Consider the following 25,778-nt stretch of genomic DNA (forward strand, 5'->3'; position numbering starts at 1 on the left):
GGCTTTCTTAATGCTCTTAACAACTTAAATAGTGACACAAAAATAAAAGGTTAAACAAGTTATTATTGATCGCTAGATTTCCGATGTGGTAAGTCCATATTTCTCTTTAAATGAATAATAAAAATGAGATAGATTTTCAAATCCCAGATCTAAATAAATATCCGTAGGCTTTTTATCTTTATGCTTGATGAGATAATAGGCTTCCTGTAACCTTTTTTCCTTAAGCCATTTTTTAGGAGGCATATGAAAGGTTTTCTGAAAATCGCGCTTAAAGCCTGAAAGGCTACGTCCTGTCAGTTTTGCAAATGCGTCAATCGATAAATTGAAAATAAAATTCTTATTCATGAATTCCTTCAGGTCTGTTTTATGAGGATCAGAAAAATCAAAAAGGAGGTTTTTAAAATTTGGATTACTCTGTAAAATCAATTCAATAGCTTCCTTAACTTTTAAGTCGGCAAGATTGGAGCTGATGGTTTTAGTTTTATCAATATAAGGGGTAAGCGACATAAAATAATTCGAAAAAAAAGCGTCCGATTCAAAGAATATTTTCTGCTTATCATGGAAGATATCATCTGTTGTAACCTTATTTTCAGCAGCATATCGCTGTAAAGTCTCCTTATCAAGCGTAATTGAAATGAATTGATATTTCGTGTTTTTGGAAGGATATTTTATGGTTCTGACCAATTGATTTTTCCTGACCAGAACCACTGTATTTTCCTTAATGATTGTTTTTCCCTGATTATGAAAAGCATGAGTTTCCCCCGAAAGCTGAAATCCCAAAAAATGATCCGGGATAAACTCCTCATATCCCCTGTGCTTTTCAAATGCGCACGAGTACACCAGTTTATCAAATAATATTTCAGATTGAGCAGCCATGATACAAATATGCAAAAATTAAAAAATAGCAGTAACACCTTCATGTGCAATTTCTTTATCCTGTTCAGGAGTGCCTCCTGAAGAGCCAATCGCTCCTATAATACTCCCTTCTTTATTCTTGATGACTACACCGCCGGCAATCGTAAGAAGTCCGTCATTTGAATTCAGCATCCCGTATCCATGTACATCTGCACCGGAAATAATAGATCCCATTATATCGCTGTCTACGCCAAACATAACCGCTGTTTTTGCTTTTTTAATGGCGAAATCAATGACGCCATATACACTGTCTAAACGAGCAAACGAAACCAGATGTCCTCCTGTATCTACAACAGCCAGGCTTACAGGAATCCCCAGTGTTTTTGCTTTTTCTATAGAAGCATTTAATGCTTTTACCGATTCATGATAAGTGATATTCATTGAGTGTTTTTTTTATGTAATAGATGAATAAAAATGAATGCGTGATTATTTTTGTTCACGCATTCTATAAATACAAAGTTTTCTAACTCTTTACGCTCCAGGCCTCAGTTTGTAATTGCTTTACAAAATCTTCTGTTTCCTTAGGATGTAAATTTCTGAAGTTGCTATTATCATCTAAAGCAACATTCACGATCACGTCTGCCATAGACTGAGGATCTAACTGATGAGCAAGGGATTCTGAAGCTCCTGCAAAAGCTGATTCAGGAGTGAAATTTATCTTAGGATCATACCAGTGCATAATAGAATCTACTCCCCTATCATTAAATCCGGTCCCGAATACTCCCGGATTACAGGTAGCGATTTTGATATTGAAAGGAGCCAATTCGGTTTTTAACCCCTCAGCTATAGCCTCTAAGGCATGTTTTGAAGCGCAATAAGCAGCTACATAAGGAACCGTCCATAAACCTCCCATTGAAGAAGTAAAGACAATTTTTCCGCTTTTCTTTTGAATGAATTTTTTAATAAATCCCTGTGCCAGCTCTAAAGCTCCGAATACATTGACTTCAAACATGGAACGGATAAGGTCTAAAGGCTGTTCTGCGATTGGTCCTCCTTCCATAATACCTGCATTACTGATTAAAATATCAATATCATAGGTCTTTAAAATATAAGCTATATCTCTGGAATTGGTAACGTCCAGTTTATCAACGGTCATTTTTACACCTTGTTCTTTGGCCTCTCTTATCAGGTCACTCATTTGAGGGTACACTTGTGCTGTTGCAATCACATGGTGTCCTTTTCTAGCTAAATCGAAAGCTGCTATTTTACCGAATCCGCTTGCAGCTCCGGTAATTAAAATTGTTTTGCTCATTTTGTATTTTTTATTTGTTGGGTTAGTATGAAAACAAATTTCAGCTTTATATAAGCTTTCGTTGTTGGTGAAAAGTCCAATGTTTTATTGCTGTAAAGTTCAAACTAAAAAAAGGTTATTTTTTGATATTTACTAATGATTGGTCGGCTTTTTGAATAATATAATTCAACCAAAGATCTATAAGGTATGTATTTTTTATAGATAACAAAATATGCTTCATTTGAAACTAATTACATTTACAAAAAAAGGAATATATTGTCCTCAGGGTAAGTTTTATATTGATCCCTGGCGGCCTGTTGATCTGGCAATTATTACACACGGACATGCGGATCATGCCCGGTGGGGTATGAAAAAGTATTTTTGCCATGATTTTACCAAACCTATTTTATACCAGAGAATCGGCCCTGATATCGAGTGTCAGAGTGTCGGTTATGGTCAGGTAACTACTATTAATGGTGTCAAAGTGTCTTTACATCCTGCCGGCCATATTATCGGTTCCGCACAGGTAAGATTGGAATATAAAGGTTATGTGACTGTTATTTCCGGGGATTATAAAGTTCAGGATGATGGATTAAGTACTCCTTTTGAATTGGTAAGATGCCATGAGTTTGTTACCGAAAGCACATTTGGCCTTCCTATTTATAACTGGCTGGATATCGAAGATCTTAATAAAAAGCTCCAGAATTGGGTTCTGAGAAATAAAGAAAATTCCAAAACCTCTGTATTCATAGGATATTCCCTGGGAAAAGCACAACGGATTATGAAAGCAGTCGAAGGATTAGGAAAAATACACGTTCATTACTCCATAGGCAAACTTAATGAAGCTTTTGAAAGTGCCGGCATTATACTTCCTGAATATGAAATTCCTGATTTTAAAGAAAGTACAAAACATTTGCAAGGCGAAATTGTAATTGTTCCACCTGCATTATTAGATACCAATATCATCCGTAAAATACCTGACGCTGCAACCGCAATCTGCTCCGGATGGATGCAGGTACGGGGAGCCAGGAGATGGCGGAGTGCAGATGCAGGGTTTGCCATGAGTGACCATGCGGACTGGGGTGGATTATTACAAGCTGTAAAAGCGACTGAAGCTGAAATCGTGCATGTCACTCACGGACAGACTGAAGTCTTTTCAAAATATTTAAATGAAATAGGAATCAAAGCAGATGTGGTAGTCACTCAGTTTGGTGATGACGAAGAAGAAACCGAAAAAGAAATCATTGAAAATCCTGAACCATGAGACATTTTGCAGAATTAATCAATGCTTTGGAAAGTACCAATAAAACCAATGCTAAAATCGATGCCATTATCGATTATCTCGAGCGTACGCCTGATGAAGATAAAGTATGGTTTATAGCCTTGTTTACCGGCAAAAGACCCAAAAGAAATGTCAATACGAATTATATGAAAGAATGGGCTTTGGAGATTACAAAACTGCCATTCTGGCTTTTTCAGGAAAGCTATTCTTCCGTCGGAGATCTGGGAGAAACACTTTCTCTGATCCTTCCGCAGCCCACAGAAAAAATAGAACGAGGCCTTTCTCAATGGATGGATGATATTGTTCATTTAAAAGACAAAACTGAAGCTGAGAAAAAGACTTTTGTTTTAGAGTCCTGGAACGGCTTGGATTATACGGAACGTTTGATATTTAATAAATTATTAGGTGGAAGTTTCCGGATCGGTGTATCGGATAAGACGCTGATTAATGCTTTAACGAAATATTCAGGACAGGAAGCCAGTGCATTAATGCATAGCATGATGGGAAAATGGAATCCTGGGGAAGTTTCTTTTCAGGAATTGATTTCCGCAGAAAAAGTAAATACGGATAACTCCCGGCCTTACCCATTCTGTCTGGCCTATCCACTAGAAAAAGAACTGCCTGAATTAGGAGAACCTGATGAATGGATTATCGAATATAAATGGGATGGAATCCGTGGACAAATCATCAGAAGAAATGATGAAGTTTTTATATGGTCCCGGGGTGAAGAACTGGTAACCGAACAATTTCCGGAAGTGGCAGAGGCTGTAAAAGCAATGCGTGGAAACTTTGTACTAGATGGAGAAATACTTGCAGTAAAGGAGGATAAGGTTTTAAACTTTAATGAATTACAAAAAAGATTAAATAGAAAAAACGTTACCAAAAAAATGCTTACGGATGTTCCCATTGAAGTATTTGTCTATGACCTCATTGAGCTTGAAGGAAATGATTTGCGCGAAAAGCCCATTTCGGCAAGAAGAGCGATGCTTGAAGAACTATTTCTTAATGAAAGCCCCGAAAAGCTTCAACTATCCCAAATCATAGCTTTTGAAAAATGGGAGGAACTGGATCAGATCAGAGAAAATTCCAGGGATATCAACAGTGAAGGATTGATGCTCAAGAAAAAAGATTCTCCTTATCACTCAGGGCGAAAAAAAGGTGACTGGTGGAAATGGAAAATCAGTCCGATGACCATTGATGCGGTATTGATTTATGCTCAAAAAGGTAGCGGAAGGCGAAGTGCTTACTATACCGATTATAGTTTTGCCGTTAAAAACGGTGATTCCCTGGTAACAATTGCCAAGGCTTATTCGGGATTAACAGATAAGGAAATTATGGAGGTAAGCCGTTTTGTTAATAAAAATGCCATTGAAAAATTCGGACCTGTCCGTACCGTAAAGGCAGAATTGGTCTTTGAAATCGCTTTTGAAGGAATTGGTTTTAGCAGCAGACATAAAAGTGGTGTTGCCTTACGCTTTCCAAGAATTGTTAGATGGAGAAAAGATAAAACGGTAGATGAAATAGATGATCTTGAAGAAATAAAAAAACTAATACAATAATTTGACTGCTTTTGAAAATACCAACGGATTTAAGGTCATTCAGCAATGGATGGCTGAAAAAGGGAATTCCCCATTTAAGTTTCAGACCGATACCTGGTGGAAGTTTGGTAATGGATACAGTGGAATGGTCATTGCTCCTACAGGATTCGGAAAAACGTTTTCCGTTTTTCTGGCATTGATCACCGATTTTCTTAACCATCCTGAAAAGTATAAAAAAGGACTTAAATTGATCTGGATCACGCCCCTCCGATCCCTTTCCAAAGATATTGCCAAAGCAATGGATGAAGCCATCAATGAAATTGGATTAGACTGGACCGTTGGCGTTCGAAATGGTGACACAGATCCCAAAATAAGACAACAGCAGGTTAAAAGTATGCCTGATATATTGGTCGTAACTCCTGAAAGCTTACACTTACTTCTTGCCCAGAAAAACCACATCAGATTTTTCCAGAATCTTCAGTGTATTGCGGTAGATGAATGTCATGAATTATTGGGTTCTAAACGAGGAGTAATGGTAGAACTCGGTATTTCACAGGTTCGAAAATATGTTCCTGGGTTAAAAATATGGGGAATTACAGCGACTATAGGCAATCTGGACGAAGCCATGGAGGTATTGATTCCCTACGATGTTAAAAAAGTAAAGATCACAGCAAAACAGCATAAAAAGATTGATATTATTCCCGTCTTTCCGGATGAAGTCGAGATTTTACCATGGGCGGGGCATTTAGGAGCTAAGCTTGCCGATAAAATTGTTCCCATTATCCTGGAATCTAAATCTACGATCGTCTTTACCAATACCCGGAGCCAGAGTGAAATGTGGTATCAGTTGCTGTTGAATGCTTATCCTGATTTTGCGGGACAAATTGCCATTCATCACAGTTCCATAGATGCTCATTTACGGATCTGGATTGAAGAAAATTTAAGTAATGGTAAATTAAAAGCTGTCGTTTCTACTTCATCTTTAGATTTAGGTATCGACTTTAAACCGGTTGATACTGTGATTCAAATAGGATCAGCAAAAGGTGTTGCCAGATTCCTGCAACGGGCGGGAAGAAGCGGGCACTCCCCTTTTGAAACTTCTAAAATTTACTGTGTTCCTACCCACTCTTTGGAGCTGATTGAAGTCGCAGCTTTAAAAGAAGCGGTCAAACAAAAAGTGGTTGAGCCCAGAGAACCACAGGTATTGTGTTTTGATGTTCTGGTTCAGTTTCTGATGACATTGGCGGTCGGTGACGGGTTCTATCCAAACGAAACCTACGAAAGAATAAAGCAAGTGTATACTTTCCAGGAAATTACGGATGAAGAATGGAAAGGTATTATAGATTTCCTGACCATTGGCGGCAGTGCTTTAAAGAGCTATGAAGAATTTCATAAAGTAGTTGTAATGGACGACGGATTGTTTAAAGTCACTTCCCGAAAAATAGCAATGCTGCACCGGATGAATATGGGAGCTATCGTAAGTGATGCCATGCTGAAGGTTAAATTTATTTCCGGAGGCTATATCGGAATGGTTGAAGAATACTTTATTTCAAAGCTTAAAAAAGAAGAAAAATTTATTTTGGCAGGAAGAGTCCTTGAAGTTGCAATGGTTAAAGATATGACTGTTTATGTACGTCTGGCGAAAGGAAAAGCACTTGCTCCCAGTTATCTGGGCGGAAGATTACCATTAAGCTCTAATCTCGGGCAGTTTTTAAGGGAAAAACTATCCGGAGCACTCAATCCCTCTGCTTCCGAAAAAGAATTGAAATTCCTGCACCCGTTATTGGTCAGCCAGGAAAAGCGGTCTCATATTCCTAAAGATGATGAATTTCTGGTGGAACTGATCAAAAACAGAGAAGGATATCATTTATTTATGTATCCGTTTGAAGGACGTTTGGTACATGAAGTAATGGCTGCATTAATTGCTTTCAGGATTTCTAAGCTTGCCCCTATTTCTTTTTCCATGGCGATGAACGATTATGGATTTGAGCTTTTCAGTGATAAGGAAATACCTTTGAGCGACGAGATTTTAAAAAAAATATTGACTCGGGATAATCTGATGGTCGACGTGATTTCAAGCATTAATTCTGCAGAAATGGCCCGACGTAAATTCCGGGATATTGCTGTAATTTCAGGAATGGTAATACAGAATTTTCCGGGTCAGCAACGATCCAATAAAGCACTACAAAGTTCGGCAGGATTGATTTTTAAAGTGCTGGAAGATTATGATCCCAATCATTTTCTCGTAAGACAGGCCTATACGGAAGTCTTTAATATGCAGCTGCAGGAACAAAGATTGGTGGAAGCTTTTAAAAGAATCGAAAAGTCTAAGATTATTTTAAAATATGCCAATACTTTTACGCCATTAAGCTTCCCGATTAAAGTAGACAGCCTTCGTCAAACCCTTTCAAGTGAAGGTTTAGATATGAGAATACAAAAGCTGATACAGCAGGCAAGTAAGGGAAGAAAGATTAATGAGTAATGATGAATAATTAGTAATAAGCAATGGGTAATGAATAATAATGAAGAAAAAAGAAAAAAGAACAAAGGAAAAAGAGAAAAGACCGGGATACTCAATAATCTGTAATTTTGCTTCTAACTTCTAACTTCTAACTTCTAACTTCTAACTTCTAACTTCTAACTTCTAACTTCTAACAAATGAACATTGCAACAAAAAATATAACCATTCAAACTGAAACCTTTACGTTAACGAATCAGCGTGCAGTATTCTGGAAAAAGGAAAAAGCATTGATTTTATCCGATCTTCATATTGGAAAAACGGCTCATTTCAGAAAGAATGGAATTGCATTGGCTAATCATGTTATGAAAAGTGATCTTGAGAGGCTTTCCGTACTGATCGCTTATTTTCAGCCTGAAAAATTTATTGTTGTAGGTGATTTATTACATGCGGGAAATAATTCTGATGTGGAGGAGTTTTGCATATGGCGAAGCCAGTATCCGAAATTGAAATTGTATCTTATTGAAGGAAATCATGACCGGATTTCCAAAGAGCTGGAAAAAAAGCTTTGCCTCGATGTAAAAACAAATCTTTTAGAGATTAACGGAATTACCTTTATTCATGATTTTGATCAATCTCATTCCGGATTTCAGATAACAGGGCATATTCATCCGGGATTTGTCATTCCATCTACAGTCAAAAACATACGTCTACCCTGCTTTGTAAGAACATCTGATCAGTTGTTGCTTCCGGCATACAGTGAATTCACAGGACTGGATACAAAAAACCTTCCCAAAGGAGGAAGATTTTTTGTATTTACGGATGCTGAAATTTATGAGATCTAATAGTTTTAATCCAATGTTTTTTTCATCATCAGATCGGTTTGTTCATCATTTCCTAATCTGAAAATATGCTGATCAAATTCTACAAAGCCATTTTTTTTGTAAAAACTAAGGGCTTTTAAATTCTTTTCCCAAACGCCCAGCCAAATGTATTTCTTTTGTTGGCTTTTGGCTATTTCCAAAGATTGATCATATAATAATTGACCTATCTTTTTAACCTGATGGTTGCTCTTTACATAAATACGCTCAATTTCAAGGGCGGTTTCATCCTGTAATTCTGTTTGTGCGTTACCTATATTGAGTTTTAGATAGCCTACAGGATTATCATCTTCCCAGGCGATAAAAAAGAATGAATCAGGATTATTAAGTTCTGCTGTTATCTTTTCTTTATTGAAGCTTTCTTCAAGGTACCGATCCATCTCTTCTTCAGAATTGCTTTCCCCAAAGGTTTCGGCGAAAGTTTCTTTTCCGATCGCCTGTATAATTTCAAAATCTTCAGGAAAGGCTTTGTTAATGATTATCGAGCTCATTTTTAATCAATTTTATCGTGATATACAAAGTTACAAATAGATTCTTACAATAGTTTATGGAAACTTCTATTTCCCTCTTGTCATTGTTTTTACCGATAGCAGCCATCGAGAAAAAAGGCTTTTAAGATGTCTAAATATTCAGGAAATTTGTAGGATGAAAATTATTCCTCTTAAAGAAGGCAATTTTTTAGCCAGCAAAACCAAAGACTTTAGTCTTCTTGATACTACATCGGACCTTACTAAAGGGCTGAGGATGTCAATACAACCTTTTCTGATTGTTACAGAAAATGATTATATCCTTTTAGATGCCGGAATCGGATGGAAAGATGAAAACGGGAAAATGGTCATGCTCCAAAAACTGGAAGAGGAAAATATTGATCCCGGTCAGATAACGAAAGTCCTTTTCTCCCATCTTCATAAAGATCATATCGAAGGTGCCATACGATCCACAGAACATGGCTTTGAAGCTACGTTTCCTAATGCGGAACTCTATATTCAAAAACGTGAGCTGGACTTTGCCATGGAAAATAAAGGAAATCCTTCTTTCGATTTTGAAGTACTTGAAAAGCTGATTCGCTTACCCAATGTGGTCTGGATGAATGATGATCAAGGACAGCTTACCGATGAAATCTCTTATGAAGTTGTGGGCGGACATACTCCTTTCATGCAGGTTTTCTGGATCAGGGAAGATGGAGAGATTGCTTTTTATGGAGCTGATGATCTTCCGCAGGAATCCTATTTACAGTACAATGTCGCTTTTAAAACTGATTTTGACGGCAGGAAAGCCATGGAATTAAGACAAATGTGGCAAAAAGAAGCTGAAGAAAATCACTGGAAGATATTATTGTATCATGACCTCAAAAAAGGTATCATAGAATTTTAAGAATACACTATAAGTCATTAAACCATTTGTAAATATCGACTTCTGATGGAATGTTCAGTTTTTTCCGAAGTCGGTTCTTTCGGTTTTGTACTGCCTTAGGGGTTACATAGGTATAGGTTGCAATCTCTTTAGTAGATAAATTTAATTTTAAATAAATACAAAAAATCAATTCAGAATTTTTGAGGTTAGATTGTATAGCAGATATTTTATCAAAAAAAGAAGGATAGGCTAATCTGAATTTGTTCAATAACCTTGGCGAGTTCTCTTTGGCCAATGCTATGATTTCATCTTGAGCAAAAAATTTTTGGTTTAAATCTTCTAAATTTAATTCAGGTTTTTCGTTTTTCATATTACTTTTTTCATCTCTACTAAGCTCTGCAGCACTAGTTATTTTTAACTACAGAATTAATTTCTGTTTTTATATTTTCGCTTTTGGCGAATCAGCTATACTGTTGTCATCAACGAAATGACGCCTTTTTTATTTTTATTTATTCAAAATTTTATCATATTACAAAATAAAGCTTGCCCTCTATCAGGAATGCCATCATTAAAAATTAGAGTAATTATTTTTTACATGAAGACAAAGAAAGAAAAAATGATTAAAATTTTCTTGAATTGAAATACCACATAGATACCACGCCAACTCTCATATATCCCAATCCAGCTTTGATTTTAAGTGATTTTTTTAATTCATTCGCTTTTTTAGTAATCAAGGGTCAAATATAAAGTATTCCTTATCTTGTTTTTTATGATTACAATCAATCTTTTGAAATTTTATTGGTCTTTTATTGATCGATCTTTACACAGATTTTAAAATAGCAAAAATAGTGCTGTGTGGTACCTATGTGGTATCTTTTTTTTAGGAAATTTGCTAAAATTATTTTCTCTTTACTTTTTTAAATAATTAGATAGCAAATATTCGCTATTTCGTAATATTTAATTTTAAATCTATAGTCCGATTCAATATGATAACCGAAGATCTATTGCTTTCTTATGGAGCAGAAATTAAAAATTATAAAGCAAACGAAATCATCTTTCGGGAGGGTGAGTTTTCGTTATATTATTTCCAGATTCTCAAAGGAAAAATAAAACTCAATAATTATACGGAAGATGGAAAAGAGTTTATCCAGAATATTTTTTCTGACGGGCATAGTTTCGGAGAGTCAATTCTATTTGTAGATAAACCCTACCCAATGAATGCTATCGCCTTAAATCCGTCAAGCGTACTCAGGCTGCCCAAACCTGATTTCCTAAATTTATTAAAAGAAAATCCGGATATATCACTCAGCATATACCACTGTCTTGCAGACCGGATGTATCATAAATATATTATGTTTTACAATCTTTCATTTCAGAATCCGACCTCTAAACTCCGTTTATTGATGGATTATCTGAAAAGTTACCACGAAGATAAAATTCCTTATTCATTTCAAATTCCCTTAACCCGACAGCAACTGGCATCCCTTACAGGCCTTCGCGTAGAAACGGTTATTCGGGTGATCAAGAACATGGAAAAAGAAAATGTCTTAAAAATTGTGAATCGTAAAATTTTTTACTAAAAAAACTAAGACCTAAACACTAAAACGACCCTCATGAATTCACAAATTGTAAAAGGAGTCTTATGGACTGCCCGAAAAATAGAAAACCATTATATTTTAAGCCTTAAAGATGAAGCCAATATCATAGATGCCCTAACTGATTTTATCAGCCACGAGAAGTTTACAACCGGGAAGATTTCAGGGATTGGTATTTTGGAGGAGATTACCTTACGCTTTCTGGATCCCAATCTGAAAAAACATGTATACACAAGATTAAGTAAGCCCACGGAAATACAACATATTTCAGGAAATATTTCAGAAACCGATGGGAAAATTTTGCTTCATTTAGATGTGACACTAGAATGGAAAAACGGGACACTTCTGTCTGGCCAGATGGTAGATGCCAGAGTATATGGTTGTACAGAATTCTTCTTTTATTCTCTGGAAACTAAGCCTGTTTTACCTGAAAATGATAAAAAAGCCCCGGATTTCCATGATGTATCCCAATGGAGTTTTAACTGATCTTTTAGATTTTGATACGAAACGGATCTGAAAATGCTTTGGGAATCCACTGCCATTGATCCTGTATTTTGTCGATATATCCAATTCCCGGCCAGGGAAGATGACAGGTTGTTACAAGTGTTTTATTCAGGTAGCAATCCTCTAGAACTTGCTTTCTTGTGGCAATTCCCTGGTCAAAATTCACGTCCCATCGTGTTCCCCATTCAGGATATCTAATCAATAAGGGAGAGTGGACAACATCTACTATGTGGGTAATCGATTGTTTTCCGGAAAAGATATTAAAAATAATATGTCCTGGAGTATGGCCCGGTGCAGCTTGCGTTTGAATACAGGAAAAAAGAATATCTCCGGGATGAAATATATTTAAACGGTCTTTAATTACCGACAATGTCTTTTTCTGTAACAGTCCGTTAGGATAAGAATCGGCAGGCATTTTACTATAAGAAAAATCTTTTTCTTCACTAGTCCAGAAATTCAATTCCTGAGCAGAAATATAATAGTCTGCATTGGGATAGATCCGCTCATCTTCTCTGGAAAGGATGCCGCCAATATGATCCCGGTGGGCATGAGTAATCAGGATATCTGTAATGTCTTCGGGAAATATTCCAATTTCCGTAAGACTATTCTGAAGCCAGCCTGCACTTTTAGGGTTATGATATCCTTCACCGGTATCAACGAGTATATTACGATTTCCCTTTCTGATCAGAAGAGTGCTGATCGGCAGCTTGTAATCATCTTCAGACAAATATAAAGCTTTTAATGCATCTGAAACGATTTCTTTTTCTATTTCGGGCGCCAATATAGGCTGTGGTGTTCCGATTCCAAAAGACCCGTCTGAAAGGATATAAACTTCCAGATCTTCCATAAGAATCTGAATAAATGCACTGTTTTTAGCTTTCATCTCTATTAATTGGACAATTGCTTTTCTTTAAACAGGATTTTACTGAATGCTTCTGCAGCTAAATGTACCTGTACTGCCCAATCATCAGCAGCATCGCTTCCGGCATCATCAGAAATATATTTAAGACATAAAAACGGAATATCTTCTTTCATAGCGATTAAAGCTAAAGGATAAGCTTCCATATCTACAATATTATAATCGGTTTCTGTATGACCCATTTCAAAACTGTCCCCACTTCCACAGGTTCCGGTTTTCATGTCTTCCATTTTCAATCCGTATTCAAGCAAAGGAGGAATTCCTGATAGCGGGGTTTCATATTTTTTAAAACCAAGGCCTCTTACATCCATATCCCGCTGAATAAATTGAGTGCAGCAAATTACTTCTCCTTTTGTAAAGCTTTGACTTCCTGCTGAACCCAGGTTGATGATCAGTTTAGGCTTTTTTGTAAATATTGATTTTGTCAGTGCCGAAGCGGCATTCACTTTTCCTATTCCTGTAATCAGTTTGTTGGTATGTTCAAAAAGGTCTGCCGCTTCAGATTCCAGGGCAAAAACAAAAAGAACATCTGGTAAGGCAACGGAAAATTCAGAATTAATGGTTATCATGGATCGGTCGATTGTTTAAGAAATAATGAGTACAAATATATTATAATAACGTGATGTATTTATCAAAAAAGGATACGAAAAAAGGCTTTTTCTAAATAGAAAGCCTTTGTATGATTGATCTAATTTAAATTATTTTGAATGGTATTTTCTAATCATCACATCGTATCTCCATTTTCAGGAAAGTCCAGCAATGTGTACGCATTTTTGGGCAAGAATTAAAGTTGGATCAACAAGCTGGATCTTTTTTCCGGAATGATCCATTGAGTTTTGGTCATTAAACATCAATGGAAGTTCTGTGCAACCAAGAATAATAACATCAACATTAGAGTCGATAAGATATTCTGCTGCTTTTAGAATCTGTTCTTTACATTCCCCTTCCGTATAGCCTGCTTTAACTCCTTTTTCTCCAAAAATACTTTCCATTACATATTCCTGATGCTCTTTATCCGGAATGGTAATCTTAAGACCATAATCGGCAAGAACGTTATGATATACCCTGCTTTCTATCGTTCCGGTAGTACCCAAAAGCCCAACATTGATTGTATTTCCAAAGTGATTGGCGATATATTCAGCCGTTGTCGTAAGCATATTTACAATAGGAATATTAAGGTAAGACTGAATACTGTTTACAAAAGCATGTGCCGTATTACAAGGAATGGCAATGGCATTTGCACCTTCCGCTTCCAATTGTTTACAGGTCGCAAACATCGCCATTGTTGGATCTGATTCATTATAGATCAGATGGGCTGTCCTGTCCGGAATTTGAGGGTTTTGCTCTACAATCATTTTAATATGATCCTGGTCTTTTTTAGCCGAAGTATTCCTGATCACTTTATTCATGAAATCCACAGTTGCAGAAGGACCTACCCCACCTAATATGCCCAGTTTAAATGCTTTTGGGTATTTTTCTCCATGATTGTTCAGGGCATAATCAGCATAAACCTGATTGATGTCAATAATCCGTATTCCTCTTTTCCTTAATGTTTCCGTTACTAAAGACAGCTCTGTAATGCATGGAAGAATCACATCGCATTGATCCTCCAGCTCGCAGCAAACCTCATAGATATGCTCCAATGGGAGGCCATCCAAATTTCCGTTTTTGATTCCTCTTTCATCATATATGGCATTCATCAGTTTTTCTTGATCCGAAGGAAAAACCAGTTCATATTCCTTAAAATGAGTCGTAAGAACATCCGATTCTTTAATAAAATCGGATGTCAGAATGCCAATTTTAGAGCCTTTAGGATAATACTCTTTCAGGTAATCCAAAATCGCATTATAAAGACTGATAATGGGAATAGAAATTTCTGTCTGAAGTTCATTTAAGAAGGAATGGCTGGCAAAGCAAGGCAAAAGGATTTTGGCTACCTTCTGTTCTTCAAATTTCTTACAAATGGTATAGGTATAAAATTTTCTTGACCGAATATCCTCCTGGTGATGTAGTGGAACATCTATTTGATTAAAAGGCTGCTGCTCAAATATAAAATGATAATTCATTTGGTTTTTGAGGACTTTTGGAGATTTCAAAAGCTTAAAAAACAGATCACCTCCTGATAATGTACCTAAACCTCCTATTATTGCAAGTTTTTCCTGGATTTCCATGCTTTAATTTTTCATGATCAAACAAATTTATAGAATAAAAACAGGTTTGAAAGTCTAGATTATAAGTTTTTTTCATGAATAAAAAATAATGGGATAAAATACATCAGAGCCATACGACTTTCTGTTCCGGTTGGTGTTCCTGTCCAAGAATATCTCTATATAAATCAGGTCTTCTTGCTTTGATATAACGGTATCCTCCTGCCTGAGTTAGTTTTTCAGGGGTAATGGTAGCCGTGACAAAAGAGTCTTCAAAGGAGCCGCATTCTGCTAAAATATCTCCAAAAGGATCAATAATCATAGAATGTCCGTTCTTCAATTGATCATCATCCATCCCAACAGGATTGGAAAAAATAACATAAACCCCATTATCGTATGCTCTTGAAGGAAGCCATTTCATCAGCCAGTCTCTGCCTTTCATCCCCTCGAATTCAAGGCGCAATGAAGTAGGGTCATTTTCACGATTTGCCCAAAGTTGAGGGTCTACAAACCCGGCTCCCGGTCTTGAAGAAGGCGTACACATGGTAACATGGGGCATAAAAATAACGTCAGCCCCCAAGAGTTTGGTCGCCCGTACATTTTCAATAATATTGTTATCATAACAAATTAAAATACCGAATTTCCATCCATGAATTTCAAAAATACAGTATTCATTTCCTGCTGTCAGATTCGGATTGATGAATGGATGAAGTTTTCTGTATTTGGCAACCAATCCGTTTTTATCTACACAGACATAAGCTTTAAAAAGGTTATCATTTTCATCCTTTTCAAAAAGCCCTGCCAATATTGTAATGTTAAATCTACCGGCGATCTTCTGTAACCTCTGAATACTTTTTCCTTCAGGAATACGTTCAGCGATATCCAGCATTTGATCTCTGGTAAGCTTTCTGGCAAACGTATATCCTGTCATGGAACATTCATGAAAGGCAATAATTTGAGAACCTTTTGCAGCTGCTTCCCCACTTAGCTTTTCAATAATCGAAAGGTTGTAGTCTTTATCTCCGCTTTTATTTTCAAATTGGGCGGTTGAAATTTTGAGATTGTTCATACTTTTTTCAGCAAAATTATAAAGGCTTGGGTTTCTGAAATTGTAAAAAACCGACATCTGTGGAGATTATTCTCTGTCTTTTTGATAATACAGATGAACAGTAGGTTTGCTTCCCGCAGATTACATTGATCGCACAGATTATTATAGGTAAGTTTAAAAATCTACGTAATCTGCTTGATCTGCGAGATAATGTATCATTTCGACGGAAGGATAAATCTTAAGTATATAAAAGTTTTTGTGATTTAGTTTTTTACCACAGATCGCCTTTAGATTTACACAATGAATTAGTATTAAATTAGATAATAATTATATTCTGAAGAACCAGAGAAAATAAAGTGAACTAAACAGATTTCCAGAACAGAACTATTCTGAGTATCAGACTTTATTTTCTCTTTTGAATATCTGCCATTTAGAATGTTAAGCATTAAGGCTTATTAAAGGTTTTAGCATTATTCAAAATGGTTCATTCAGGATAAATCCTAAATCCAAAGTTATGAAAAGTTATTTTATAGGAATTGATATTTCCAAAGATACCTTGGATGTTTGTATCATGAGTGATTCTGAAGAGAAAGACATTTTTTTTAAAGTTGAAAATACTCTATCAGGAATTGAAAGTATGATTTCAAGAAACATCCCAGAGAATGCTCAATTGTGGTATTGCTTTGAAAATACAGGAAATTATGGGCTGCTCCTTGCCAGGATATTGGAAAGCCAAGAAATAAGCTATTATCAGGTCCCGGCTCTCGAAATAAAATTAAGTCAGGGAATACAAAGAGGAAAGAATGATCGAGTTGATGCCTGGAGGATTGCCAAGTATGCAAAAACATATTGCAAAGAACTTAAACCTTATCTCCTTCCCAGTAAAGAACTGCTTAAGATAAAAAATCTTCTTACCTACAGAAATCATTTGATAAAGGTAAGAACACAGTTCAAGAATGAGATAAAAGCTTTTTATCAGATCAATAAAATAGCTGATGTAAGTTTTGAAATTAATGATATTATGGGCCATATACAGCAACTGGATAAAAATATAGCATTAGTTGAAGAAAAAATAAAACAGGAAATCCATAATCAACAACACCTCAACCGAAACTTTGAAAAAATAACCAAAGTGAAAGGGGTTGGATTCCTCACAGCAGCTTATATGATTGTATTAACGAATAATTTTACAAGTTTTCAAAGCCCAAGGAAATTCAACTGTTATGCAGGGATTGCTCCTTTTGAGCATACATCAGGAACAAGTGTTCAAGGCAAAACTAAAACAAGTAAACTTAGAAATAAAAGAATTAAAACGATTCTTTTTAATGGTGCTAATTCTGCCGTAATTTATGATGAAGAATTAAAATCTTATTACCAAAGAAAAAAACAACAGGGAAAAGCACATAATTCTATTATCAATGCTGTATGCTGTAAAATTGTATATAGAATATTTGCTGTCGTAAAAAGGGAAGAACCTTTTGTAAATTTAACAAGATATAATTTGCATATGTCTTAGAATACTCAGATTATCACGGATGTTTATGATTGCTTTTTTACTCTCGCAGATTAAGCAGATTGAGCAGATCTTTCTTTTTAGAACCGGTACTTTTGTTCTTATAAATTTACTATTGATGTATTTCCAGCAGATTACACTGATCACACAGATAATTATAGATTAAGTTTAAAAATCTGCGTAATCTGCTTAATCTGCGAGAGATAAAAAATATTTAAAACTTATTAGATCTTATTTCCCACAGATGGCATAGATTATACTGATTTTTATGGGTGAATTTTAAGATTCTCTTTTAAAGTTCTATAAAGTTTACAGCCAGCTTGTTCTTCGTTTTCATATACTGACCGGGGGTGAGCCCAATACTATTTTTAAACTCTTTAATCAAATGAGATTGATCTGAATAACCAGCTTCATATGAAAGCCCGGTCATTGTTTTTTGTCCGTTATCTTTTATCAGGCTTAAAAAATGATGAAGACGTATGATCGTATTATATTTTTTAGGAGATATGCCGATCTGATTTTCAAATGTTCTTTCAATATGTCTTTCGGAATATCCTGTAAAATTTTCCAGATCTTTTAGAGATGCAGATCCTTTATTTTTGAGCATATACTGCTGAGTATTGATCAACCAATAATCAACAGGATTGCTTTTAGAAATCAGCTTGATAAAGAAATCATTGAGTGCAGCTATGATCATAAAAGGATCATTCTTATTGTATAAACTCTCCTGAAATGGCTGTAATTGGCCCTTTAAAATATCGGCAGCCGAGATAATTTCGTTTTTTATCTCTTTTGCAGATACACCAAAAAGCAGATTGAAAAAATAAGGCTGAAAGACTACTGCAAGTAAAGAAAAAGTTCCCTGGGTTACGAGATCTTTATAATGGGTTGGCTGTCCATAAAAAAAAGATAAGGGAAGATTCTTGCCTAAAACATCATCATGCATATGAATATCACCGGAAATAATGAGACCCGTATTTCCATCAGCAAAGAGCCGCAGCTTTTTTATATCATTTTCCGGATTGTCCAGGAAGATATAATGCTTGATGTAATTGGTCAGTTGTTTTGGTGGAGCGATTTGCACCATCCAAAATTAATCAAAATAATCGGCTAATGTTTGCTATAACTTTAGTTTTTTAACTACCCAGGGTAAAGTAAGCCCTTGTCCCAAAAGAGATAATAATACAACAGCAATAGACAGGAAAATAATCTCATTACGCATCGGAAAGGGCTCACCGTTATTGATAACGGTAGGAAGACCGAGGGCAATGGCCAATGATACAATCCCCCGCATTCCGGACCAGGTAATGATAAAACTGGTTCTGGAGTCAAATAAAGCATCTTCACTGATCTTTCTTTTCCCTTGAAAGGCCCTCTGAAGATTAAACTGCTGTAAATACACCCTTGCCATCCTGATGAGTAAAGTTACCAATACAATAACCCCGGCATAACCGGCGAACGTCCACACCTGAACTTGGGGCATTTTCTTTAATATGATGGGAAACTCAAGGCCTATTAATAAAAAGATCAATCCGTTAAGCAAAAAAATAATGACATCCCAAAAATTACGGGACTGTTCTTTTACATGATCAGGAAATTTAGTCCTGCTGAGTTTAGACATTCCCAGCCCAAGAACAACCACGGCAATTACTCCCGATACTTCAAAATGTTCCGCAATAAGATAGGTTACAAATGGCATCAGAAGAATCAGGCCATTAACCACCATAGCATCCTTGCGGAAGAAACCGATAGTAAATCGTAATGCTGTAAAAATAATCCAGCCAACCAGAAACCCGCCTCCTAAAACCATTACAAATTCGATGGAAGCCTTCCAGGTTACAAAAGCGATTCCCGTAACTGCTGCTACTGCAAAACGATAGGAAACAAGTGCTGAAGCATCATTAATAAGGCTCTCCCCTTCCAATATGGTAATTGTTTTATGAGAAAGTCCCAATCCTTTCGTTACTCCTACAGCGGCAACAGCATCAGTAGCAGAAAGAATAGACCCTAAAACAAAAGCTAATGGCCAACTCATTCCGGGAATTAAATAATAAGCGAGGACAGCGATTCCAGCAGTCGTTAGAAATACCAGTCCAATCGCTAAAGTCCCAATGGTATTAAGATTGGTTTTAAACTGTTGAAAAGAAATATTAAAAGCTGCATCATACAATAATGGTGGCAGAAAGAGAAGCATAATGATTTCCGGATTAATCTCAATCTCAGGCATTGCAGGAACGAAACCAATGATGATTCCTACAATTAACAGCAGCATCGGAGCCGGAATTTTAATTTTACCTGCCAAACCGGATACCCCGATCATCAACGCCATAATCACTAAAATAACAGCATAGTTTTCCATTTCAATCAATATTACTTCTGAAATTTTTTATTCTAAAATATTTCAATATAATAGGAACGATATAAAAGTAACAAAAAAACCGGATTGGTAATATACTATAAAATATAAAGACTGTTTTTAGAAATAGTAGTTTAGTTAAAATATGAATCTTGAAAATTTCTACGAAATCGCAAACTTCAAAGAGCAGAGAACAGATACTTATATTGATAGCAACGAGGCTGTCTCAAAAGAGATAGCCTTTTTTATGCAAAAAGGAAAGCTTTCGCTTTCCTAATAGTTGCAAATTGATTAATTTGCATTGTGTTAAGTACGTCAAAAGTAGTCTTTAAAGATTACACCCCCAAAGAAAATCTGCTTTTTCCTCCCAATTTATCGGAGTTGATTGATGAGCGACATCCTGTGAAAATTGTTTCAAACATTATTGATGGCTTGGATATCAAAAGCTTAATTAAAACCTACAAACCTGGCGGAACATCTTGCTACCACCCGAAAATGCTTTTGAAAGTTTTGATTTATGGCTATTTAAGCAATATCTATTCAAGCCGCAAAATGGAGCAGGCCTTGAAAGAAAACATCCATTTTATGTGGCTCTCTGCAATGAGCCGTCCCGATCATAACACCTTAAACAGGTTCCGTAGTGAACGATTGAAAGGTGAGATTAAAGCTATTTTCACACAAATTGTTCTTCTTTTGGAAAAGGAAGGTTTGGTAAGTCTGAAAACCACTTTTGTAGATGGCACCAAGATAGAAGCCAATGCCAATCGCTATACTTTTGTTTGGGGAAGAGCTGTCAAAAAACACAAAGAAAGGATTGCAGAGCAATTAGAAGAGCTTTGGAACTATGCAGAAACAGTTGCCAAAGACGAGCTTGAAAATACAGAAAGTATTGATTTTAAAGAAGTAGATTCTGAAAAAGTAACTCAAACCATCGAAAAGATCAATGAAGTTTTGAAAGATAAAAAAGTAGCTTCAAAAGTTCGTCAGAAACTGAATTATGCTAAGAAAAACTGGGCAGATAATTTAGAGAAATATAAAAAACAGCAAGAATTATTAGAAGATAGAAATTCCTATTCCAAAACCGATACAGACGCTACTTTTATGCGAATGAAGGAGGATCATATGCGAAACGGACAACTAAAACCCGCTTACAATCTACAAATTTCTACCCATAGACAATTCATTTTACATTATTCAATTCATCCCAACCCAACAGACACCAAAACATTAGCGACTCATTTACTGGGTTTTGAAGAAAGCTATCATAAAGCTCCCAAAGAGCTTGTTGCTGATGCTGGTTATGGCTCAGAAGAAAATTACAACTTGTTAAAATCTAAGAAAATAAAAGCTTATGTTAAATATAATTACTTCAGAAAAGATCAGAAATCGGGACAAATAACCACTTCACAAAACAATCCTAAATTGGCAAAAATCAGAGAAAAGGTTTTCAAACTTCTTAATACCAGCAAGGGCATCAAACTCAGAAAACAAAGATGCCATGATGTTGAACCTGTTTTTGCAGAGCTCAAACACAACAAAAATTTTAAACGATTCATGCTTCGGGGAAAAAATAAAGTCGAGGTAGAAATCGGCATACTCGCAATTGCCCACAATCTAAAGAAAATGTCAAAAGCAGCCTAAAACAGACTGCTTTTTTGACTTATATCTTCTTTTTTCCAAGATATTTTTTTTATTCAAAATATCGAAATCTTTTTTCAATGAAATACTAAAAAGAGACTGTCCTTTTGAGACAGCCTCGCTATTATTATTATTATTATTATTATTATTATTATTATTATTTATCCCAACCTATATGATTTCGTAAAATTGAACGATTAAATATTTTATCATATCCCACAGGCTTATAAAATAATAATGTAATAACCAGAGACTTTCTAAGATTGTTACTGTCATTTTCTTTTTTGATTACATACTGTACATATTTTTGATGTATATTAGGACCCGCAATGCTAGTATCTTTCACTTTAATATTCCTTAGCAGAATATCATTTGGATTTATTTTTTCATAATTCTTATGAGAAAATTAAGGTCTACCTGCATTACCCCTGAAAAAATACCAGGATCCGCAACCAAATTTTTATAGCCTTCAAAATCATTAACTTTAGCTACACTCCAAAATTTCTGAACAGTTTTCTTTATTTCTCCTTCCTCCTTTTCTTTTTGATTAACACTACAACTAATGCTTAAAAGAATTAATCGTATTGATAAGTATTAAATGTTTTCATTAGCTAGGAATCTGAATTGTCTGATATTATATTTCTTTCTATTTGTTTCCCAATATACTTTGTACTTGCTTGGTTTATAGGATAATAAAATCGATTTATTTTTATTTCCCGAGAAGTTACAAACTTCGCAGAGCAAAGCAAAATAATCGTTAGTATCACTTATAACATTAATCTTTTTTAAACTTCACAATACATAATTCGATGAATTGTTGCTGTGTGAAGATTATTTTATTTTCATTTACATATATAAAAATAATGAGTCGTTTTTAACGGTATTGGATTTTTTATCATGAACATTTAAAAGAAAAAATGCCTGATAATTACCTGTTTTAATATTTTTGGGTTTCAAATACTCGACACTTTTTATAATTTTTATTTCGTGTTTCATACTGTCCTCTACTTTTGCATATTTTGATTTGATTCGTTCCAAATCCTTTATTGTTTTAACATTCTCAAGCTCTTTTGTTAATTGTTGCTGTTGCTTATTTAATATTATCAATCTCTGATTAGAATATTGAGATACGAAGTCAGCCTCTTGCCATTCTTTTAAAGTATCAAATTTTAAAAGTTGAATGGATTCTAAAGAAGAACCGTCTTGTTTAAGTTCTTTTGCAATTTATGATCTATTATATGATTTGCTTAAGTTGGTCCGTAAGCTCTATAAAAATTATCAAACCTATAACTCGTAGTCCTGTTGACTTTATTTTGAATCCGGGCAAATCAGTACTTAATTTTGTAGAAGAATAAATAGAAAAAACAAAGCTACTGCAAAAGGCAGTAGCTTTGTTTTTGTTTTCTATAAAGTTACAAACTTTGTAGACCTATATGCATCCTGCCATCGACTAAATTATTTTAATGTATCAGAAATATAAATATCATTCTGTCCGATATTACCATTTTTTAATTGAAACATTTCCCAAAAGTTCCCTTGAATAATTAAGTCATTAGGATAAGAACCTTTAGGAATTTGAAACTCACAATTAAATATGTTTTTATTTTTAATACCTATACATTCTAAATGCTTTTTTATCTTTCCTCGAAAAAAGTATCTATAATTTAATTTCCCTTCTGAACGAATTTCATCAGTTTGAATAGGCATATAAAATTTATATTTAGCTGAGTTTCTAGTTTTACTAAATTTATAAAACTTACTATTTAAAGTATCTATTTTTCCTTTTTTAAATAAAATAAATTGATTTACAAATTCTTTATTTTCAATCAGTTTATAGTCTAATTTTGCTAGTAAATCTTTCGTATTGATATCGGAGACGCTCCACCAACTAATCCTAACATTATTTTTATTTACATACCCATTTATGATATAATTATTGAATAATCCTTTAACTTTATATAAAGAATCATTAATCTTATGCTTTTCAATATTTTTTAAATTTTTAAGATTAGTTGCAATTGAAAAATACTCTGTTGAACTTAAATTTTTATACTTATCTTTCTTTTCTTCTTTACATGAAAAAACTAAAGATAATAATATAACTAAAATATATTTTTCTTTATATATATTACCATTTTGAACGTTTTGTTGAATCTGCTGTTTTATATAATCTGGACCAAGCTTGATTGAATGTTTCTCCTTTTTTTACAGGTGTTTGATACATCGTATCCTTAAGACCGCTTTTATCATAAGTATAATCTTTATAATAAACAGTATCTGTTTTATTAATGCTTTTTTCTGTTTCACTATAAAATAAATTTTCAACATCAGTTAATCTGTTTATTGCCTGTGAAAAAGCATAAAGTAAACCTCCTCCTATTTTTTCAGGAAAAGTACTTGGTGTTATAAAATTATCAAAGTTAATTGTATTAATTTTATCATTAGGTAATTTTTTATCCCAACTGCTTGCATCAAAGTCTCTACTCATAAGACTTGTAGTAAAAGAAGGAAATTCTTCGGCTGTCCAAGTAGTCCACGTACCACCTGCAAACATAGGCATAGCGCTTGTAAAAGCATCTATTGCTCCATATGACTGGGCGTAACTAGCAGATCCACCTTCATTTAATCTTACATATCCAGCTTCTCCATCAGGTCCAATTTTTGCATCAGCAAGAACTGTCCCATTTTTAGCGAAACCATCTACGCCTGCCTTTTCTTGAGCCTGCTCTACAGTTGTGACAGTTGCATCATATTGCCATTTCCCATCTTTCCGAATCCAATCTTGTTCTGATCTACCATCCGGATCAATAAATCTTATAGGATTGTTTACTGCATAATTATATGGAGTAAACCTCCTTGAAGTTTCTGCTAAAGGGTCAACAACTCCCCATCGTCCTATATCCGACATATACATTCTAGCTCCAAAGTCATACATCCCGGTTTCAGTTTGTAATTCCTTACCATTATACTTATATTGATAGCAACGCCACTCAATGAGTGGCGTTGGCTATTATTTATCCCAACCTATGTGGTTTTGCAAAATTACAGAATTGTATATTTTATTATACCCAACAGGCTTATAAAACATGAAAGTTATAATCAATGGTTTTTTCAGGTAATTACTATCATTCTCTTTTTTAATTACATATTGTACATATTTTTGTTTATTTTGAGCAAATGTTACAACAGTATCTTTCACTTTTATATTTTTCAGTAGAATATTATTAGGATTTATTTTATCATAATTTTTTTTCAAAAAATAAAACTCACCTTGAATGCCACCAAAAAAAGTATCACTATCATCTATTAAACCATAGACCTTTTGTAAATCATTTTCCTTAACTGCTTTCAAGTACTCTTTAACAGTATTTTTGATTTGTTCTTCATCTTTTTTCTTCTGATTTACACAACAGCTTATATTCAATAAGAATAGTATTCCTAAAATGTATTTAATTGTTCTCATTATTGTGGTATATTTCTACTTTTTGTTGTTAATTGTTCGTCAAGTGGTTGTACAGGTAAATTATTATTTCTCAGAATTTGTGTTCCGTTTTGGATTATTAAAGAATTTGGCATTAATCCAGCATCCGCATTAGGTAAAGTACCATCAAAAACAAAATTAATAACATCATTTCTTGTTTGCTGGTTCATATCGATTCCACTTTGATCAACATAATTAATAGCTTGCCCCATAAATCCTGCTTGATTCTCAATTGTCTTAACATCATTTGATGCCTGTACATAATCGCTTGTACTTTTAATAGCATCAGGAATACTTGCTCCCAATTTTGCTAATTTGACAATCTCTTTTATTCCACTGCTTGCTGAGATTGCTTGATCAGCTCGGTATTGCTTAATATTCCACATTTCCGAACCTGTTTTTGTTGTTTTAAAGCTCTGTCTAACTTTAGTAGATATTTTATCTCTTGTATTCTGCATTTGCACAGCATCAGGTACTGGACACTGTATTTATAAGAATTAAGTCTTAGACCTGTACTTCCTGAAGTAAATCTTGCCCCATCAGGATTATATCCAGTTGTTGATAATCCAATATCTCCTGCTGTAAATGTTGCCTGACCACTACTATTCATTTGAGAAACTGGAGCTCTTTTTACTTTCATCGCATTTCCATTAATTGCAAAAAATCCAGTATGATTTTTCAATAATTCCAAACCTTCCAACTCAACACCCATTCCCATTTTATTCTCTTGGAAAGCATAGGTAGAATTATAAGGATATTTTTCAGCCAAAGGATCTATGTTGAAGAAACGACCAACATCCGGCATATATTGACGCCACTTAAAGGAATAAAAACCCGTCTCCTGTAGCTCTTGCCCTTGATACTTGTAGTTAAACTATCTAATCTAACAAAGAAAAGCTGCCATTGGCAGCTTTTCAAG

24 protein-coding genes and 2 pseudogenes are annotated in these 25,778 nt (G+C 34.8%); 10 read left to right on the forward strand and 16 right to left on the reverse strand.

All coding sequences use genetic code 11. The features are described from left to right. Positions 1-72: 72 nt before the first annotated feature. The 3 genes from CJF12_RS04380 to CJF12_RS04390 form a co-directional block, all read right to left on the reverse strand. Positions 73-876 carry a helix-turn-helix domain-containing protein gene (locus tag CJF12_RS04380; protein WP_034685379.1) on the reverse strand — a complete coding sequence of 268 codons (804 nt, stop codon included), beginning with the start codon at positions 874-876 and terminating at the stop codon, positions 73-75. 18 nt (positions 877-894) lie between these two features. Beyond that, positions 895-1,296, reverse strand: a complete 402-nt coding sequence (locus tag CJF12_RS04385) for a GlcG/HbpS family heme-binding protein (RefSeq protein WP_034685376.1) — start codon at positions 1,294-1,296, stop codon at positions 895-897. 82 nt (positions 1,297-1,378) lie between these two features. Continuing rightward, the gene (locus tag CJF12_RS04390; RefSeq protein ID WP_034685375.1) at positions 1,379-2,167 is read right to left on the reverse strand and encodes an SDR family oxidoreductase; all 789 of its coding nucleotides are present in this window, start codon (positions 2,165-2,167) and stop codon (positions 1,379-1,381) included. A gap of 220 nt (positions 2,168-2,387) precedes the next feature. Here CJF12_RS04390 and CJF12_RS04395 point away from each other — a divergent pair, with 220 nt between their 5' ends. The 4 genes from CJF12_RS04395 to pdeM all read left to right on the forward strand — a co-directional run bounded on the left by CJF12_RS04395 (position 2,388) and on the right by pdeM (position 8,269). Next, a complete protein-coding gene (locus CJF12_RS04395) occupies positions 2,388-3,410 on the forward strand; it encodes a ligase-associated DNA damage response exonuclease (RefSeq protein ID WP_034685420.1) in 1,023 nt (340 codons plus the stop codon). Beyond that, positions 3,407-4,987: an ATP-dependent DNA ligase gene (locus CJF12_RS04400; RefSeq protein WP_034685372.1), complete on the forward strand. Its 1,581-nt coding sequence runs from the start codon at positions 3,407-3,409 to the stop codon at positions 4,985-4,987. Before CJF12_RS04395 ends, CJF12_RS04400 begins: the two co-directional genes overlap by 4 nt. A 49-nt stretch (positions 4,988-5,036) precedes the next feature. Continuing rightward, a complete protein-coding gene (locus CJF12_RS04405; protein ID WP_051887312.1) occupies positions 5,037-7,448 on the forward strand; it encodes a ligase-associated DNA damage response DEXH box helicase in 2,412 nt (803 codons plus the stop codon). A gap of 176 nt (positions 7,449-7,624) precedes the next feature. Further along, positions 7,625-8,269, forward strand: coding sequence for a ligase-associated DNA damage response endonuclease PdeM (pdeM, locus tag CJF12_RS04410; protein WP_034685366.1), 645 nt, complete (start codon positions 7,625-7,627; stop codon positions 8,267-8,269). Positions 8,270-8,274: 5 nt separating this feature from the next. On the opposite strand, the gene CJF12_RS04415 is transcribed toward pdeM, so the two are convergent. Further along, positions 8,275-8,796, reverse strand: coding sequence for a GNAT family N-acetyltransferase (locus CJF12_RS04415; RefSeq protein ID WP_034685365.1), 522 nt, complete (start codon positions 8,794-8,796; stop codon positions 8,275-8,277). Positions 8,797-8,950: 154 nt separating this feature from the next. Between CJF12_RS04415 and CJF12_RS04420 the strand changes: the two genes are divergently transcribed. Next, positions 8,951-9,679 carry an MBL fold metallo-hydrolase gene (locus CJF12_RS04420; protein ID WP_034685364.1) on the forward strand — a complete coding sequence of 243 codons (729 nt, stop codon included), beginning with the start codon at positions 8,951-8,953 and terminating at the stop codon, positions 9,677-9,679. A 7-nt stretch (positions 9,680-9,686) separates the two neighbouring features. Here CJF12_RS04420 and CJF12_RS04425 read toward each other — a convergent pair whose 3' ends face one another. After that, positions 9,687-10,028, reverse strand: coding sequence for a helix-turn-helix transcriptional regulator (locus tag CJF12_RS04425; RefSeq protein WP_051887307.1), 342 nt, complete (start codon positions 10,026-10,028; stop codon positions 9,687-9,689). Between the two features lie 616 nt (positions 10,029-10,644). Between CJF12_RS04425 and CJF12_RS04430 the strand changes: the two genes are divergently transcribed. Together CJF12_RS04430 and CJF12_RS04435 are read left to right on the forward strand one after the other, a co-directional pair. After that, positions 10,645-11,238: a Crp/Fnr family transcriptional regulator gene (locus CJF12_RS04430; RefSeq protein ID WP_034685363.1), complete on the forward strand. Its 594-nt coding sequence runs from the start codon at positions 10,645-10,647 to the stop codon at positions 11,236-11,238. Between the two features lie 33 nt (positions 11,239-11,271). Next, positions 11,272-11,739 carry a PPC domain-containing DNA-binding protein gene (locus tag CJF12_RS04435; protein ID WP_034685361.1) on the forward strand — a complete coding sequence of 156 codons (468 nt, stop codon included), beginning with the start codon at positions 11,272-11,274 and terminating at the stop codon, positions 11,737-11,739. Between the two features lie 4 nt (positions 11,740-11,743). Here the strand turns inward: CJF12_RS04435 and CJF12_RS04440 are convergent, their stop codons facing one another. The 4 genes from CJF12_RS04440 to CJF12_RS04455 all read right to left on the reverse strand — a co-directional run bounded on the left by CJF12_RS04440 (position 11,744) and on the right by CJF12_RS04455 (position 15,892). Beyond that, positions 11,744-12,640 (reverse strand): MBL fold metallo-hydrolase, encoded by an 897-nt coding sequence (locus tag CJF12_RS04440; RefSeq protein ID WP_051887306.1) that lies wholly within the window; start codon positions 12,638-12,640, stop codon positions 11,744-11,746. Positions 12,641-12,645: 5 nt separating this feature from the next. Next, positions 12,646-13,245, reverse strand: coding sequence for a 5'-methylthioadenosine/S-adenosylhomocysteine nucleosidase family protein (locus CJF12_RS04445; protein WP_034685358.1), 600 nt, complete (start codon positions 13,243-13,245; stop codon positions 12,646-12,648). 174 nt (positions 13,246-13,419) lie between these two features. Further along, on the reverse strand, positions 13,420-14,847 hold the full coding sequence (locus tag CJF12_RS04450) for a cysteate racemase (protein WP_034685356.1): 1,428 nt from the start codon (positions 14,845-14,847) through the stop codon (positions 13,420-13,422). Positions 14,848-14,950: 103 nt separating this feature from the next. Beyond that, on the reverse strand, positions 14,951-15,892 hold the full coding sequence (locus CJF12_RS04455; RefSeq protein ID WP_034685417.1) for a nitrilase family protein: 942 nt from the start codon (positions 15,890-15,892) through the stop codon (positions 14,951-14,953). 493 nt (positions 15,893-16,385) lie between these two features. Here CJF12_RS04455 and CJF12_RS04460 point away from each other — a divergent pair, with 493 nt between their 5' ends. Further along, a complete protein-coding gene (locus CJF12_RS04460) occupies positions 16,386-17,387 on the forward strand; it encodes an IS110 family RNA-guided transposase (protein ID WP_095591058.1) in 1,002 nt (333 codons plus the stop codon). Between the two features lie 289 nt (positions 17,388-17,676). Here the strand turns inward: CJF12_RS04460 and CJF12_RS04465 are convergent, their stop codons facing one another. Further along, the gene (locus CJF12_RS04465) at positions 17,677-18,471 is read right to left on the reverse strand and encodes an AraC family transcriptional regulator (protein WP_051887415.1); all 795 of its coding nucleotides are present in this window, start codon (positions 18,469-18,471) and stop codon (positions 17,677-17,679) included. A 33-nt stretch (positions 18,472-18,504) separates the two neighbouring features. Beyond that, entirely contained in the window at positions 18,505-19,743 is a 1,239-nt protein-coding gene (locus CJF12_RS04470; RefSeq protein WP_034688352.1) for a Na+/H+ antiporter, read from the reverse strand. 142 nt (positions 19,744-19,885) lie between these two features. Here CJF12_RS04470 and CJF12_RS20340 point away from each other — a divergent pair, with 142 nt between their 5' ends. Beyond that, positions 19,886-20,017, forward strand: a complete 132-nt coding sequence (locus tag CJF12_RS20340) for a hypothetical protein (protein WP_262483429.1) — start codon at positions 19,886-19,888, stop codon at positions 20,015-20,017. A 26-nt stretch (positions 20,018-20,043) separates the two neighbouring features. Further along, a complete protein-coding gene (locus CJF12_RS04475) occupies positions 20,044-21,381 on the forward strand; it encodes an IS1182 family transposase (RefSeq protein ID WP_095591034.1) in 1,338 nt (445 codons plus the stop codon). Between the two features lie 1,452 nt (positions 21,382-22,833). On the opposite strand, the gene CJF12_RS04485 is transcribed toward CJF12_RS04475, so the two are convergent. The 5 genes and pseudogenes from CJF12_RS04485 to CJF12_RS04505 form a co-directional block, all read right to left on the reverse strand. Further along, positions 22,834-23,085: a hypothetical protein gene (locus CJF12_RS04485; RefSeq protein WP_095591060.1), complete on the reverse strand. Its 252-nt coding sequence runs from the start codon at positions 23,083-23,085 to the stop codon at positions 22,834-22,836. A gap of 1,084 nt (positions 23,086-24,169) precedes the next feature. After that, positions 24,170-24,358: pseudogene (locus CJF12_RS20470) on the reverse strand (RHS repeat-associated core domain-containing protein); the annotation flags it as partial. 30 nt (positions 24,359-24,388) lie between these two features. Next, the gene (locus tag CJF12_RS04495) at positions 24,389-24,841 is read right to left on the reverse strand and encodes a hypothetical protein (protein WP_034688148.1); all 453 of its coding nucleotides are present in this window, start codon (positions 24,839-24,841) and stop codon (positions 24,389-24,391) included. Then, positions 24,841-25,245 (reverse strand): hypothetical protein, encoded by a 405-nt coding sequence (locus CJF12_RS04500; RefSeq protein WP_034688146.1) that lies wholly within the window; start codon positions 25,243-25,245, stop codon positions 24,841-24,843. Before CJF12_RS04500 ends, CJF12_RS04495 begins: the two co-directional genes overlap by 1 nt. Then, positions 25,188-25,670, reverse strand: a pseudogene (locus CJF12_RS04505) (hypothetical protein); the annotation flags it as partial. The gene CJF12_RS04500 and the pseudogene CJF12_RS04505, both read right to left, overlap by 58 nt. Between the last annotated feature and the right edge of the window lie 108 nt (positions 25,671-25,778).

The organism is Chryseobacterium piperi, from assembly GCF_002285635.2.
In the GTDB taxonomy this organism is placed as follows: Bacteria; Bacteroidota; Bacteroidia; order Flavobacteriales; family Weeksellaceae; genus Chryseobacterium; species Chryseobacterium piperi.

What these genes read in the sequence shown, in the direction of transcription:
- CJF12_RS04380 (WP_034685379.1), bottom strand. Translation starts at nt 876, where the DNA reads ATGGCTGCTCAATCTGAAATATTATTTGATAAACTGGTGTACTCGTGC.
- CJF12_RS04385 (WP_034685376.1), bottom strand. Translation starts at nt 1,296, where the DNA reads ATGAATATCACTTATCATGAATCGGTAAAAGCATTAAATGCTTCTATA.
- CJF12_RS04390 (WP_034685375.1), bottom strand. Translation starts at nt 2,167, where the DNA reads ATGAGCAAAACAATTTTAATTACCGGAGCTGCAAGCGGATTCGGTAAA.
- CJF12_RS04400 (WP_034685372.1), top strand. Translation starts at nt 3,407, where the DNA reads ATGAGACATTTTGCAGAATTAATCAATGCTTTGGAAAGTACCAATAAA.
- CJF12_RS04405 (WP_051887312.1), top strand. Translation starts at nt 5,037, where the DNA reads ATGGCTGAAAAAGGGAATTCCCCATTTAAGTTTCAGACCGATACCTGG.
- pdeM (WP_034685366.1), top strand. Translation starts at nt 7,625, where the DNA reads ATGAACATTGCAACAAAAAATATAACCATTCAAACTGAAACCTTTACG.
- CJF12_RS04415 (WP_034685365.1), bottom strand. Translation starts at nt 8,796, where the DNA reads ATGAGCTCGATAATCATTAACAAAGCCTTTCCTGAAGATTTTGAAATT.
- CJF12_RS04420 (WP_034685364.1), top strand. Translation starts at nt 8,951, where the DNA reads ATGAAAATTATTCCTCTTAAAGAAGGCAATTTTTTAGCCAGCAAAACC.
- CJF12_RS04425 (WP_051887307.1), bottom strand. Translation starts at nt 10,028, where the DNA reads ATGAAAAACGAAAAACCTGAATTAAATTTAGAAGATTTAAACCAAAAA.
- CJF12_RS04430 (WP_034685363.1), top strand. Translation starts at nt 10,645, where the DNA reads ATGATAACCGAAGATCTATTGCTTTCTTATGGAGCAGAAATTAAAAAT.
- CJF12_RS04435 (WP_034685361.1), top strand. Translation starts at nt 11,272, where the DNA reads ATGAATTCACAAATTGTAAAAGGAGTCTTATGGACTGCCCGAAAAATA.
- CJF12_RS04440 (WP_051887306.1), bottom strand. Translation starts at nt 12,640, where the DNA reads ATGAAAGCTAAAAACAGTGCATTTATTCAGATTCTTATGGAAGATCTG.
- CJF12_RS04445 (WP_034685358.1), bottom strand. Translation starts at nt 13,245, where the DNA reads ATGATAACCATTAATTCTGAATTTTCCGTTGCCTTACCAGATGTTCTT.
- CJF12_RS04450 (WP_034685356.1), bottom strand. Translation starts at nt 14,847, where the DNA reads ATGGAAATCCAGGAAAAACTTGCAATAATAGGAGGTTTAGGTACATTA.
- CJF12_RS04455 (WP_034685417.1), bottom strand. Translation starts at nt 15,892, where the DNA reads ATGAACAATCTCAAAATTTCAACCGCCCAATTTGAAAATAAAAGCGGA.
- CJF12_RS04460 (WP_095591058.1), top strand. Translation starts at nt 16,386, where the DNA reads ATGAAAAGTTATTTTATAGGAATTGATATTTCCAAAGATACCTTGGAT.
- CJF12_RS04465 (WP_051887415.1), bottom strand. Translation starts at nt 18,471, where the DNA reads ATGGTGCAAATCGCTCCACCAAAACAACTGACCAATTACATCAAGCAT.
- CJF12_RS04470 (WP_034688352.1), bottom strand. Translation starts at nt 19,743, where the DNA reads ATGGAAAACTATGCTGTTATTTTAGTGATTATGGCGTTGATGATCGGG.
- CJF12_RS20340 (WP_262483429.1), top strand. Translation starts at nt 19,886, where the DNA reads ATGAATCTTGAAAATTTCTACGAAATCGCAAACTTCAAAGAGCAGAGA.
- CJF12_RS04485 (WP_095591060.1), bottom strand. Translation starts at nt 23,085, where the DNA reads ATGCCTATTCAAACTGATGAAATTCGTTCAGAAGGGAAATTAAATTAT.
- CJF12_RS04495 (WP_034688148.1), bottom strand. Translation starts at nt 24,841, where the DNA reads ATGAGAACAATTAAATACATTTTAGGAATACTATTCTTATTGAATATA.
- CJF12_RS04500 (WP_034688146.1), bottom strand. Translation starts at nt 25,245, where the DNA reads ATGTGGAATATTAAGCAATACCGAGCTGATCAAGCAATCTCAGCAAGC.